At 51.5% G+C, this 12,765-nt stretch carries 13 protein-coding genes and 1 tRNA gene; 3 read left to right on the top strand and 11 right to left on the bottom strand.

From position 1 onward, the window contains the following. Position 1: 1 nt before the first annotated feature. Complete coding sequence (locus B2952_RS13360; protein ID WP_173364955.1) at positions 2-439, bottom strand: DUF3332 family protein; 438 nt, start codon at positions 437-439, stop codon at positions 2-4. Positions 440-509: 70 nt separating this feature from the next. Further along, positions 510-920, bottom strand: a complete 411-nt coding sequence (locus B2952_RS13355; RefSeq protein ID WP_173380918.1) for an NUDIX domain-containing protein — start codon at positions 918-920, stop codon at positions 510-512. 99 nt (positions 921-1,019) lie between these two features. On the opposite strand from B2952_RS13355, the gene B2952_RS13350 reads away from it, so the two are divergent. Further along, positions 1,020-2,519: an extracellular solute-binding protein gene (locus tag B2952_RS13350; protein ID WP_290732195.1), complete on the top strand. Its 1,500-nt coding sequence runs from the start codon at positions 1,020-1,022 to the stop codon at positions 2,517-2,519. A 24-nt stretch (positions 2,520-2,543) separates the two neighbouring features. After that, positions 2,544-4,271, top strand: coding sequence for a sensor domain-containing diguanylate cyclase (locus tag B2952_RS13345; protein WP_290733600.1), 1,728 nt, complete (start codon positions 2,544-2,546; stop codon positions 4,269-4,271). A gap of 51 nt (positions 4,272-4,322) precedes the next feature. Here the strand turns inward: B2952_RS13345 and B2952_RS13340 are convergent. Further along, positions 4,323-4,396, bottom strand: a tRNA-Pro gene (locus tag B2952_RS13340). Positions 4,397-4,494: 98 nt separating this feature from the next. Further along, positions 4,495-5,229: a hypothetical protein gene (locus B2952_RS13335; RefSeq protein ID WP_173380915.1), complete on the bottom strand. Its 735-nt coding sequence runs from the start codon at positions 5,227-5,229 to the stop codon at positions 4,495-4,497. Positions 5,230-5,750: 521 nt separating this feature from the next. Between B2952_RS13335 and B2952_RS13330 the strand changes: the two genes are divergently transcribed. Then, on the top strand, positions 5,751-6,575 hold the full coding sequence (locus B2952_RS13330; RefSeq protein WP_290733597.1) for a hypothetical protein: 825 nt from the start codon (positions 5,751-5,753) through the stop codon (positions 6,573-6,575). Between the two features lie 2 nt (positions 6,576-6,577). On the opposite strand, the gene B2952_RS13325 is transcribed toward B2952_RS13330, so the two are convergent. From B2952_RS13325 to B2952_RS13295, 7 genes are all read right to left on the bottom strand, one after another. After that, a complete protein-coding gene (locus B2952_RS13325; protein ID WP_290733595.1) occupies positions 6,578-7,834 on the bottom strand; it encodes a tyrosine-protein phosphatase in 1,257 nt (418 codons plus the stop codon). 62 nt (positions 7,835-7,896) lie between these two features. Beyond that, positions 7,897-8,577 carry an HAD family hydrolase gene (locus B2952_RS13320; protein ID WP_290733593.1) on the bottom strand — a complete coding sequence of 227 codons (681 nt, stop codon included), beginning with the start codon at positions 8,575-8,577 and terminating at the stop codon, positions 7,897-7,899. A gap of 21 nt (positions 8,578-8,598) precedes the next feature. Then, the gene (locus B2952_RS13315; RefSeq protein ID WP_290733591.1) at positions 8,599-8,793 is read right to left on the bottom strand and encodes a hypothetical protein; all 195 of its coding nucleotides are present in this window, start codon (positions 8,791-8,793) and stop codon (positions 8,599-8,601) included. 7 nt (positions 8,794-8,800) lie between these two features. Beyond that, positions 8,801-9,841, bottom strand: coding sequence for a hypothetical protein (locus B2952_RS13310; RefSeq protein ID WP_290733589.1), 1,041 nt, complete (start codon positions 9,839-9,841; stop codon positions 8,801-8,803). A gap of 72 nt (positions 9,842-9,913) precedes the next feature. Further along, positions 9,914-11,602, bottom strand: coding sequence for a hypothetical protein (locus B2952_RS13305; RefSeq protein ID WP_290733587.1), 1,689 nt, complete (start codon positions 11,600-11,602; stop codon positions 9,914-9,916). Positions 11,603-11,640: 38 nt separating this feature from the next. Further along, entirely contained in the window at positions 11,641-12,267 is a 627-nt protein-coding gene (locus B2952_RS13300) for an AgmX/PglI C-terminal domain-containing protein (protein ID WP_290733585.1), read from the bottom strand. A 68-nt stretch (positions 12,268-12,335) separates the two neighbouring features. After that, the gene (locus B2952_RS13295) at positions 12,336-12,764 is read right to left on the bottom strand and encodes a hypothetical protein (protein ID WP_290733583.1); all 429 of its coding nucleotides are present in this window, start codon (positions 12,762-12,764) and stop codon (positions 12,336-12,338) included. Between the last annotated feature and the right edge of the window lies 1 nt (position 12,765).

Genomic DNA, 12,765 nt, shown 5'->3' with positions numbered 1-12,765 from the left:
ATTACTTTTCGATGTCGTACTGAGCAACGAGGTTGCCTTCAGCGTCGAGAGCGCGGACGACGTTTTCGTCGCGCTGGAGCGTGAGGTTAGCCTTTTCGCCAGCAGCGGTGGTCACTTCGACAGACATCGTGCCATCGGCGTTCTTCACAGCGGCGATGGAGTTGCCCTGAGCATCCTGCTCGAAGTAGGAGTCACCAGCAGCGAGCGGGTTGGAGCCAGTCCAGAATTCGACAGTGTTGAGGACGAGGCCGTCGATGAGGCCCAAGCAAATCCAGTAAACACCGAAGATGTTGAGGATGAAGTGAACGATGGAATTGAGCCACTTGTTACCAAGCGTGCCGTTCCACTTGTGAAGCTTTTCGAAGCAAGCGTTGCTGCCATAGCAGCCGGTGAGGGTGATGAGGCTTGCGCAAATGAGGGTAGCGATACCTTTTTTCATTTTATTTACTCCTTAAGGATTGAGTTCATCGTTTTTTACGACTATGGGAAAATATAACTAAAAAAACATCTTATTGCGGGAAAAATACGATATTTTTTTGCAACACTTTGACAAGCGTCACAGCGTCCGGAATGAGCGGAAAACGCTCCAACTTCTTGATATGAACCCATTTAGCATCATCGTAGCCCGAAAGCACCATGGAAAAATCGGGGCATTTTACCCTAAAGGCGTGCACCCGGACGCCCCGGGCGCAAACCGAATCAAAGGCCCCCAAACAGCCAAATTTTTCCAAATTCAGCGAAAGTCGCTCAAAAAACGACCTTTCGAGGCTCTCTTCGAGGGTCTCCCCGGCATCGAGAACCGCAGTCGGGAACTCCCAGCGACCCGCATAGGGCCCCCCTTGAACCCTCTTACAGATAAGGATATTTTCGCCGGACACGGCTATTCCACAAGCAACATGCATCTGCTCCCCTTTTTTCAATTTTTTGCCAAGGAAAATACAAATTATTTGTTATTTTGAAAAGGACTTTTATTCAAAATCACTTTTTTTGTCTTTTTGGGGTACAGTCAAGGAGTTTTTATGTCATTTTTCACAAGGACGCTCGCCATCGCGGCAGCTCTTTCCGCATCCGCCGCTTTTGCCACCGACACACTCTCGGTATGGATCATGCCCAACGGCGCCTCCCCGCAAGAAAAGCTGGAACAGCAGCTCGCCAAGTTCACCGAGGAGACGCACATCCCCGTCCAAGTCCAGGTTCTCGACTGGGGCGAAGCCTGGAACCGAATCGCATCCACCCTCGAGACAGGCAAGGGCGCGCCCGACGTGCTGCAGCTCGGCACCTCGTGGATTCCCTATTTTGCCTCCCGAGGCGAAATCAAGCCCCTCAACCCTTACCTGGGCAAGATTATGCCCGACAGGTTTGTCGCGGCAAGCTGGGGCACCACGCACATCGATGCCGACACCACCATCTATTCCGTTCCCTGGTTCATCGACATCCGCCCCGTCCTCGCCAACAAGCGGATCCTCAAGAAATACGGCATCGGGAAAGATGACATCGCCACCTACGAAGGCTTTTCTGCGGCGATCGCCAAGGTGAACCAGGGCAGGGAACTGCTCGAAGACGGAGCCAAGGTCCGCGGCTACGCCTTCCCCGGCAAGAGCGACTGGAACATTCCGCACAACTTCGCGCCCTGGGTCTGGAGCGAAGGCGGAGACTTCATCGCCAAAGACAACGACGGCAAGTGGCAGGCGAACATCCTCACCGAGCCCACGCTGAAGGGTATCGCCAAGTACCTGAACTTCATCCTCGACACTCTAGTCTCTAGCGAAACACTGCAACTCAACACGGCTCAAATCGCCCAGCAGTTCAACAACGGCGAACTCGCCTTCATCGTGAACACCGCCGAAATCGTGATGCAGACACGGTTCAACGGTTCCATGGGAGGCCTTTCGAATGCGCGTATCGGAGCGGACAGCGTCACCGTATTCCCCATCCCGAAGGGAGCTGCCGGAAGCATCAGCTTTGTCGGCGGATCGAACCTCGCCATCCCGGCAAAGAACAGCAATCCAAACGCACTCAAGCTACTCCTGTACCTCACCAATGACGCAAACCTCGATGCCTACACCAAGCAAATCGGGTTTTTGCCCCCATCCAAGACGGTCCTAGAATCCTGGGCCGACGACGAAGCCTACGGCGAACTGGTCCACCTCCTCGAAAACGGTCGCACCTACACCGCCATTCCCGAATGGGGCGACATCGAGCAGGCGCTCGTCTCCATGTTCAGCGCCGTGTGGGAACTGCTCGAGATTCCCGCCCTCTTCTCCGAGGAAAAGCTCTACCAGACATTCAAGGACTACACCGACAACATCAACAACCGCCTAGGCTACACGCCCACGAAAACGATGACTTTCGCCGAATTCCAGGAAATCTGGAAAAGGGCCAAGCAAGCCGGCAAAAAGCAGGTATCCCCAAAGAACGACGCGAAAGACGGAAGCGGATTCAATCCCACGGTGTTCATTTTCTTTTTCGTCCTGGTCATCAGTTTCCTGTTCTCGTACACGCGAAAAAGGAAGCAATAACCGATTTCCGCATGGATTAGGCCTATGAGCAAGACGAAGACAGCGAAAGTAACCAAGTTCTCGAAGAGTATCATTCTCAAGAGCATCTTGCTCTTGACTTTTGCGATGGTGCTCATCATCACTGGCGGCACCTACATCTCCTCGAGCAGGCAAATGCAATCGACCCTCGCAGGCGCATTCGAGACAAACTACGTGCAGCTCCAGCAGATGGCGACCGTTGTCCACAACGAACTCCTGCAGTTCGGCAACCAGCTTTCGCTGCTCGCAAAGACATCCGAAATTCGCAGCATGGATCCGACTGTATCGGCCGGCTACCTCAAGAGCTACAACATCTCGCCGCTGTTCACTTCGGGCGAGCGCGTTTCGCTGTTCGACCGCAAGGACAGCCTCATCAGCGACAATTCCATGGTGGGCGCAACCGCCGTCGCCAAATACCCTGTCGATCTTTCGAAGCTCACCCCGCACCGCATCCACGTGTCCCGCTGGTACCGCGACCCCGACAACATGAAGCCCAAGTGCGCCTTCGCGACCGTCGTCGCCGATGCCGCCAAGGGAAACGGCAGCCTCGTCGCCAGTTTCTCGGCGCAAAGGCTCTGGAAGCTACTTGCCGAAAACAAGGTCGGCAAGAAGGGCTACTTCGTCGCCATCAACGGCCAGGGCGAAATCCTTTACCATCCCGACCTCGAGACCTGGCTCGACGGGCACCACAAGATTTCGGAGCTCGGAATCGAGGCTTTCGACCCGAAGACCTTCGAGATACCGACAGCCACGTTCCTCAGGCTCAAGGACGGCGAGTCCTACCTTTCGACATACCACTATGACGCCACCTACGACATCGGGCTTCTTTCTCTGCAACCCAAGGCTGAAATCGACGCGCAGGTGACATCCATCAGGCTTTCGAGCCTCATCATCCTCGCCGCAAGCTTCATCGCAATCTTGCTCATCGCCTTCTGGATGTACCGGACACTCGCCGTCCCGATGAAAAAGCTCATCGTCCACACCATCAAGATTGCGAACGGCGACCTTTCTAGCGAGGACATCGACCTCGGCAACCGGCAAGACGAAATCGGCATCCTCACCAAGCATTTCAACGACATGAGCCGGACCATCAACCGCCAAATTCACGAACTGAACGCTCACCGCGAACTGCTCGAACAGGAGGTCCAGGCCCGGACCAAGGAACTGGAAGAGGCGAACAAGAAACTCGACCTGATTTCGAGGACCGACGAACTCACCGGGCTTCCGAACCGGCGCGACATGCTGCGAACCATCGACAACGAAATAGGACGCGTGGCGAGGACACGCAAGTCGTTCTGCTTCATCTTTATCGACATAGACCACTTCAAGGAAGTGAACGACACTTACGGGCACGCCTGTGGCGACGAAGTGCTGAAGGCCGTATCGCACTCCATCCGCGGGATGCTCCGCAAGTACGACGTCATCGCGCGCTACGGAGGCGAGGAATTCCTCACGCTGCTTCCCGAGACCGACCTTGCCGGAGCGGCCATCGTTGCCGAACGCTTCCGCAAGAAAATAGAGAACATGACCGTCGAATACGGGAAACTCTCCATCAAGGTGACCATCACGCTCGGAGTCGCGCAGTTCGACGCAGCCCTCGGCGCCGACAAGAGCATCCAGATGGCAGACAAGGCCCTGTACGAAGGCAAGGAGAGCGGCCGCAACAGGGTGGTGCTCTGGCAACCCGAAAAAGACGCAGCAAACGCCGCCAAGCAACACGAGCAAAACGCCTAAAGCAAAAAAGCAACAAAAAAGCCCGCCAGTTCAAAACTAGCGGGCTTTTCATCGGGATGACTGAATTCGAATCAGCGACCTCTTGAACCCCATTCAAGCGCTCTACCAGGCTGAGCTACATCCCGAGGTCTCTCGTAAGAGTATGCCAAAGTTAGTTAAACCTCGGCATTTTTTCAAGGCAAAACAGCGAAAAAAGCGAAATTATCGCCAATTCGGGGCCGGACTACTCGTTCCAGTAGCCCACGATAAGCACTTCCGGAGTCGCCTTCGGATACTTCTTGCTCTTGAATGAAACAATCTTCCTGATGCTCTTCTGCTTTAATTCCCAGCCCTCGCGAGTGAGCCCCTTCGTCGAGAGAGTCACCTTGATTCCGGGAACCTTGCCGCCTTCCTTGATCTTGTCGAGCTTGTCGACATTGAGCATCACGGGTTTCGACTTCATTGCGAACTGCTTCGCCGATTCGGGCGAAAGTTCTATGTCAGGGCGGGCCTTCTTGTCGGTCTCCCACACGTAAAACGTCCACTCGCGCTTCTCGCCTGCCTTGTAGAAACCGGCATCGAAAAGTTTCTCGCCGAAGAACACGGGAGCCTTCACCACGCCGGAGAGCTTTGCCGTGTAAGGTTTGCCTCCCGCAGTCACCAGTACGACCGTCGGATCAATTTTTCCGTCCATGCCGGCAAAATCCATGTCGAATTCGATAGTGACAGCCGCTTTCGGGGCAATTTTCTGCGGGAACTTGAAATTCGACATGCCGATGCCCTGTCCGAACACGTTTTCGAGCACAATCTCTGCACCCGTGGTGTTCGCGCCCTGCAGCACGTAGTGTTTCTGGTCGCCCTGGGCAACCTCGCCCATCGGGTAAACCTCGGGAACAAAGCGGATGGCCTCGTCGGCAAAGGAGGCTGTGGCAAAAGCGAGCGCCGCGATGAATGCGGATTTCAAAATCTTTGATGTCATGGGCAAGAATATAGCAAATTCAACGCAGGGGCTGCCCGTGCGGAAAAGCAGGCTTTTGCGGGTGGAGATTGGGAGGGGAACGCGACTTTCAAAATAGCCGCGGGCGCCTAGAAATAGCCACGGGGGCTCGAAAATAGGACTAAACGGCATCTTTTCGCCCATTTAGTCCTATCGCCACTTTAACTGCGACGGCCTCGGTAGGACTAAACCACAATTTCACCCCCGTTTAGTCCTACCAACCTGCAACTTCAAAAAAATTTTCAACCTCTTTCAGCAAAAAATCAGAGGGTTGCGGGGATTCTGCATACGAAAATGGAGGGAGGAGCGCCCGAAAATAGGACTAAACGGCACATTTTCGCCCATTTAGTCCTATCGCCACTTTGACTGCGACTGCCTCGGTAGGACTAAACCACAATTTCACCCCCGTTTAGTCCTATTTTTTCAAATACCGGCCCAACCACTGGTCTGCGGGCTCCATATTTTATACATTACACCCAACACCATTAATCTGAGGGGAAAAAATGGACAATCATATACCCGAGCTGATTTCCAGGGAATCGCTTTCGTTCCAGGTGGCTGCGCGCCTGCAGGAGTTGCAAGCCCTCCGCAGCGAAAAACAAAAGGCCCTAAGAAATGCGCCCAAAGGACGGCTTAGAATTTCAACAAGCAAGAGCGGCTATCCGCATTTTTACCTTGTAAGCAACAGCAACCTCAACGGAGTTTACGTTCCCGAAAAAGAACTCCACAAGGTTCAGGCAGTCGCCCAAAGGGATTATAACAAAGCTCTTCTTTCGGCAGCAATACGTGAAATCGAATTGCTGGAAAAATTTGCCCAGAAATACAACGGCACCGAGATTGAGGACATCTACAACGCCCTAAATCCAGCCCGCAGGGGACTCGTCTCTCCGGCGATATTGCCCGATGCAAAATACGCCGAACTCTGGCGAAGCCTCCCGTACAAAGCAAAATCCTTCGCAGAAGACACTCCGGAAATTTATACCTCAAGAGGCGAGAGAGTCCGGTCGAAGTCCGAGGTCATCATCGCTGATTCTCTAGATAGTGAAGGAATTCCCTTCCGGTACGAATTCCCGCTTACAGTCAAAGGCATGGGCACACTGCATCCGGATTTCTATTGCTTGAACATTCACTCCCGCAAGGAACTTGTATGGGAACATTTCGGGCTGATGGACAATCCGGAATACGCATCCAACGCAGTCAAGAAAATCGAGCACTACGACAAATCCGGCTATACGCTCGGCGAGAAACTCATCGCAACATTCGAAACATCGACCACCCCGCTTAACGCGAGACACGTGAGGAACGTCATTCGAAAATTCCTGAAGTAGTTTCACTTCAGTCGCGCCCTGAGCGAATCAATTTCATGCTGTTCCAAGCCAAGCGAGAGCAGGTACTTCTCGGTGGCGGCCGCCAAATCAGCATTCTCGAAATCCGAGATGTCGACTCCCTCCACCTTGTATGCATTCCGCATGAGCCTCACGATTATCGCCTGAATGAGTTCCGCCTGCTTCGCGGTCAAGGCAACCTGCCAGCCGCCACTCACGCTATAGAAATTCCTGTGCGTTGCAACGTAATCTGCCTTGATTTCTTCGGCGGTCGCTCCCATCAGGGCCTCTAGCACGGCTATCGAGAACCCGGTGCGGTCCATGCCGTACGTGCAGTGCCACAGGTACGGGCTATCATGCTCTATCATGTAACGGAGCCCCTTCACGAAGCCCTCCTTGAACGGCGTGTTCGCAAAGCCCGGCAGCACATCAAGGTAAACAACGTTCCGCGTCGCATAATAGGACTGCGCAAAGCCGTTGTACGATTCCGCATATTCCTCGCTATTAGCAAGATTCACGAAGGTCTTGACTCCCGCGACCGCCGCAAGTGAATCCGCATACTTGTTGCGCCCAATCGAGGGGTCCACCGGGCTCGACGAGCGGTAAAGCCGACCCTCGCCCATTCCCGTCGTACGCACCATCCTGAAGTTCGCAAAGTCCGCGATGGAAAGTTCCGGATACGCCTCAATGGAATAGGAAATTGCAAGTGAGTTCAAGTTTCCCAGATGTTCCGCATATCCGCCCTTCTCCTTCATCCGGATGGCAACTTCTATCGGGAATTCTGCACCACGCCCGAGACCAATGACCTCCGCCATCTGTCCATAACGGGCTTCAAGCTTGAGATAATTCAGTCCCGAGGAAACATACAAAAAGAATTCGCCCGGAAACACATCGCCATAGCTCGCAACCACGGGAACGTCCAGCGTATCGTACCCTGGCACCATCACCGAAACAACGTCGCCGTAATCGAACTTGGTCAAGAACGAATCCGCGACAATATCGATATTCAACGACCCAAAGGCAAACACCTCGAAAGTATCCGTTACCAGAGCAACAACCGACACGGTTTCCGAGGCATCTGAAGAACTCGAGAATTTTATTGAAGAACTTGACGAAACTACAAACGATGAACTCGAAAAGGTTTCTGACGAAGAATTTTCTTCCGAAACATCGGCAAGGAAACTATAAGAATTACTGCAGGCGACAAGGCCGAGAGCCATCACCAATACGAATGTCACGAGGCGTAAAAACTTATAAAGCATACCAAGCACAACTATACAATTTTTTACAAGGCTGTGCGAAGGCGCGCCCCAAAACAAGAGCGTCAGCGCGTTAAAGAACAAAGTAATTCGCACATTTCGGCGTAGCTTTCGACCACATTCTCCGGGGCAAGCGGGAGCAAGTTCACCGGCTTTCCGAACCCGCAGAACAACGTAACGCAGTCAACGCCGGCATTGCGGGCGGCCAGAATGTCGGGCTGGTCATCACCCACCATTACGGTTTCGGCGGGAGCGACACCCGCGGATTCCATAATTTTCAGCAGGCCCGCGGGGCTAGGCTTGCGTTCGGGCGTGGTGTCGCCGCAGAGCACGAATTCAAAGCGGTCGCGAAGTCCAAAATGTTCCAGCAGCTTGAATGTCGGGCGCTCCGGCTTGTTGGTAAGCATGGCCACGCGGGCAGTCGTATTGCGCAGGAATTCGACAACGCCCGGATTCGGGAGCGTGCGTTCGGTGCAGTGTTCCCAGTAAAAATCCGAATAGACCTCGTGGACCATCTCAACAGTAACGCCCGTGCGGGCAATGATTTCCGGGAGGGCCGCCTCCCCCATACTCCGCTCGATCAGCTTCATGGAGCCGTTCCCGATAAAGGTCCGCACGCGCTGCTCGTCATGTTCCGGAAGCCCGAAATGGCGCAGCGCAAAGTTCACCGCCACGGCAAGGTCGCCGAGGGTATTGAACAGCGTGCCGTCCAGGTCAAAAACGATGAGGGATTTCTTTTGGAGCATAGCGCGCCCAAATGTAGAAATTTACCGCAAGAATTCCATTTCAACCAAGAAACGGTAAAAGCAAAGCGCCGACACGCCCAAGATGAACACCAGTACGATTACGAACTGCGCCGGATGCTCCCGGAAACTGTAATCCGCCTTGCCATAAGAGAACTGCCCGCGAACAATCGCACTCACGAATAGGGCTAGGAACAAAAGGGCAAGCAACAGGGACATCGCAGAATCACTCCACACCGTAATGCGTTTTCATCATTGCCGCTACTTCGGGAAAGACGCGTTCATCCACAACAAAAGACCCTCGGTCTTTCTTGAAAAAGAACATCAAAGCGCCCTTTTCATCGCGCTTGGTCTTTTGCAGTTCCGACTTGTCGAACGAGAACGCCTTTTCTCCGAAACGGGTGCAAAGCACAAACTTGTCCTTGTACCACCGGATTTCGAAAACATCACTCAAATGATAAAAAGCACAAATAAGGACGATAGCGGCAAATAAAAAAGCGAACGCAGCATAGCCCAAGTCCGAAACCGAAATATTACCAAGACCTAAAAATATATTGAAAAGAAAGGCTACGACATACCAGCCCATGGCGACGGGGCGCTTCAGCGGCTTGAATTCCGCATAAACCGAACCGTTTTCGCCCAGCACAAGGTCTTTCGGATTTAACTCGTCGTAAATTCTGCACAACATCTTTGTAACTTCTGGAAACGCCTTTTCACGAAGTACAAAACTCCATTTTCCCTTTTTCAGGCAAACGCTAAAGCCTTTGTCGTCTTCGTATCCAAACTCCACAAACACCGATTTATCAAACGAGAGTTCCGTTTCTCCATAGAGTGTCTTTAAAACGAATTTATCCTTATACCATTTTACGGCAAGAACCGTTCTTGACAAGACGAAAATACAAATAGCAAAACACACACTCACAAGCAGCCATAACGGCCACAAAGACTTCAGCTCTTCGACAAAGAACATCGCCGCAACAGAAAACAAAAATGGACCAAGACAGAAGAGCATTCCCACAACAGTTTTAACAAATTCAAACCTGGCAATTTTAAACACAACATAACCAGAGGTTCTTTGCGCAAAGTCCACCTCATCGGAATGCTCAAGATAATTAAAACCGTTTATTTCACCCTGATTCCGTTTCAGGACAGAACCTACTTTACATTCGGTTTCCTCGACGCGACCATAATTCGGATTCGGCGCATCGCACCACAAGCAACACTGCATGTCATCTTCGTATTCTTCACCGCATTTCGGACAAATCATGAAATTCTCCTACAACGAGAAATATAATTTTTTATCCAGGTTTCTCAAATCCGAACACCCCTCCATAAAAAATTATTTATGCAGTAGTAACTTGTTATTCCCTTGAAGGCCGTCGTTATCGAAGCGGACAGTTGGATTCTTGCCGCTCTTGTAGGCATCTTCGCTCTCGTAGAGGGAAAGGGCGATTGTGACGCCCAGCTGGGTTGCGAGATTTACCTCGCCTGCCGAAACCGCGCTCGGCATAACTTTATACGTAAAGAAGAAGTCCTGCGAAGCGCCGTCCTTGAACGTCGCCTTGGGAATGCGGACGGTCTCACCAATCTGCGCAAGAGACACTCCCATGCTATCGACGAATTCCGCCACTAGATACACATCGAAGAAACAGGGGGCAACGCCGGTGTTCTTGACGGTAATGTTCAATGTGTTCGTTACAACATTGCCTGCAGCAGAGTCGGTGGAGTTTTCCGCAGTGGGCGTCGCGACGGTCAAAAGTTCCGCCTGCGTCACGGTAAAGTTGTACCCGATGACCTTGCTCATGGAATCGGCCAGCGCCTTGTTGTCCTTGTAGAAATAGTAACCGCAGTCGTTGTCCTGGTCCAACACGTAGTAGGTCAGGTGCGCCGTGGTAATCGCATCCACCCAGCGTTTCGCAGTCCACTTCTGGGTGCCTCCGGGAATCAGGTCGTCGTAAGTCAGCATCGTCCTGTAACCGGCGATATTCTCGGCGATGGTCGGGAGGTTCGCATTGTACGCCCGCAGCAAGGTATCGGGCCTGCCGGGAATGCCGATGAACCCGTCGTCGCGCTTGGTAATGCCGAGGTCCAGCGCATGCGTATAGACATCGCCAAAACAGTTGGAAGGCAGCACCAGCTGGGTTTTCTTGAACACGGACGCATAGTAGTCCAGCATGTCGATCAACACCGAATCGGCTGGCATTTCGCTCCCCAATATGTGGGACGTGTGCCATTCGCCCCATTCGCCAAAAGTGCGGATGTCAATGTATTCTATGCGCGGATCGCCATCGTATTTTTCGGCCAGAGCCTTCGCGAACTCCTTCGCCGCCCAGATATAGATGGAATCGTCCCAAACGGGAGCGTACGCATGGAATTCCGTCCCGCGCAAGTCAATCTGGATTTTCTTCGCGCCCATCTCGTAGACAAAGGGCGGAGTCCAGTCGTAATCCTCTTGGGGCGGAAAGTCGCTCTTGATAAACGAAGGCGTGTACGGCAGCACGCGCAGGGCGTAAGTCATGTTGTGCTCGGCAAGTGCGTTCAGCAGTTTTTCCAGTTCCGTCCAGTCGTAAACGCCCTTTGCGGGGTTCAGCTTGTTCCATTGCTGGTAACCGGAACCGTACGAGACCAGGTCCCACGCCCGGTTGTTCAAGGAACCGTAAGGGCCGTATTCGAACTCCGGGACAAAAGTCCACGCGCCTCCGGTCGGTACCGTGAAGCCCTTGTGCGGGTTAGAAAGCGGCCCGTCAAAAGGCTTGAGCGCGTAGGTGATTTTGGTAGTGTCAGCAACATGAACCGAGGATGTGTCTTTCTCGTCATTGCGAGAACTCGAAGAGTTCGTGGCAATCCATGACGAACTACTTGAAAAAATGTCTGCCGACGAACTCGACTGCGTTACAGACGAGGACGGCACGGCATCCGAAGAACTCGATTCTTCAATTGCACTACTTTCAGTATTCTCTGGAGCAAAACTGCTCGCATCATCGCCACATGCAATAAGGCCTGCACATGCGAAGCAGGCTAATACCACTGAAAATTTTGAATCTTGACGTATAGTCCCTCTCCTCTTTACTTAAGTTGCGACGAGGAGGACATCTCCGCGTTCTCATAAAACTTGATTAAAAATACTGCAATGGCTTCACCAGATTCTACTTTCGGGAATATCCAACGACTGAGAAGCGTCTTGATTTCTTCGTCAAATTCCGTATAATCCGTTGTCGAAGATACAATCTGAATTTTTTTAACGGAGCCGACCTCATCGATTATCAATTTCAAAGTGATTTCACCTGCGAATGTATCAGCTTTCTTCTTGAGAAACTTATTGTATACATGCCTTAAACCACCAGTTCTTTGTCGAGCAACCTTTAAATACCTCTCTTGATCAAGAGCCTGTTTGTCCGCAGATTCAACATTTACAAAAGAAAATTTCGCATTTCCCCGAGACTTCGTTACTATTGTTACATCACGACCACATCCATAGAGACATCCCCAAAGGTCATCATTTATATTTCCAGGTACAATCTTTTCAGCGCGCTTTTGCTCCACGTGTTCCGAAAACTCCCAGGGATGAACCAATTTGGGATTACCCTGCTTGGCGGCACCATCGTTTTTTTCAGAATCGCTGCAACCCGCCCACAGCGCCGCTGCGGTCATCAGAACAATCTTCCCTAGACATTTGCCAAAAAGTTTAGCCATAATCGCTATAAGAACACCTATTAGAAAGGATCGTATCAATCTCTGCTACTTTCATTGCCCTTATCAAATCACGGACAACTAGGTTCAAAATAAAACACGCATGAATAAAGTCTTTTTGAATCCACCCTATAATGATCTGAGCCTCTTTCTGAAATAATGCTATAAGAAGAATCACATGGCGTTTCCACAGTATCAATAACAATATATGTATTGTTCAAATCCTTTCCACTTACAACATAATCTAAAGTATCGTCTAAGACAACCACACTCAAAGATATGGTGTCTTTATATCCATGTTGAAACGGAATTTCATAAGAAGAACATTTATCCGAACTACAATTGCTGTAAGAATGCCTATTAGAAAGAATCGTATCAATCACTGCGACTGATTTTATTTCTATGCGTTCCTCAAACCCACCGGAACAATTATCGCAAGCGGTATAGAACAGAGCAAGAATGAATACAAGAACAACAGGTAAAAGCTTTTTGACAATCATA

This window comes from Fibrobacter sp. UBA7003, from assembly GCA_002449765.1.
Classification (GTDB): domain Bacteria; phylum Fibrobacterota; class Fibrobacteria; order Fibrobacterales; family Fibrobacteraceae; genus Fibrobacter.
Note: the sequence above shows the minus strand (reverse complement) of the source record. Positions and strands in the feature narration are given on the sequence as shown.

Bases quoted from the DNA above. Each gene is read 5' to 3' on its own strand.
- B2952_RS13335 (WP_173380915.1), bottom strand. From the start codon at position 5,229: ATGACATCAAAGATTTTGAAATCCGCATTCATCGCGGCGCTCGCTTTT.
- B2952_RS13330 (WP_290733597.1), top strand. From the start codon at position 5,751: ATGGACAATCATATACCCGAGCTGATTTCCAGGGAATCGCTTTCGTTC.
- B2952_RS13300 (WP_290733585.1), bottom strand. From the start codon at position 12,267: ATGGCTAAACTTTTTGGCAAATGTCTAGGGAAGATTGTTCTGATGACC.
- B2952_RS13325 (WP_290733595.1), bottom strand. From the start codon at position 7,834: ATGCTTTATAAGTTTTTACGCCTCGTGACATTCGTATTGGTGATGGCT.
- B2952_RS13320 (WP_290733593.1), bottom strand. From the start codon at position 8,577: ATGCTCCAAAAGAAATCCCTCATCGTTTTTGACCTGGACGGCACGCTG.
- B2952_RS13350 (WP_290732195.1), top strand. From the start codon at position 1,020: ATGTCATTTTTCACAAGGACGCTCGCCATCGCGGCAGCTCTTTCCGCA.
- B2952_RS13295 (WP_290733583.1), bottom strand. From the start codon at position 12,764: ATGATTGTCAAAAAGCTTTTACCTGTTGTTCTTGTATTCATTCTTGCT.
- B2952_RS13360 (WP_173364955.1), bottom strand. From the start codon at position 439: ATGAAAAAAGGTATCGCTACCCTCATTTGCGCAAGCCTCATCACCCTC.
- B2952_RS13345 (WP_290733600.1), top strand. From the start codon at position 2,544: ATGAGCAAGACGAAGACAGCGAAAGTAACCAAGTTCTCGAAGAGTATC.
- B2952_RS13315 (WP_290733591.1), bottom strand. From the start codon at position 8,793: ATGTCCCTGTTGCTTGCCCTTTTGTTCCTAGCCCTATTCGTGAGTGCG.
- B2952_RS13310 (WP_290733589.1), bottom strand. From the start codon at position 9,841: ATGATTTGTCCGAAATGCGGTGAAGAATACGAAGATGACATGCAGTGT.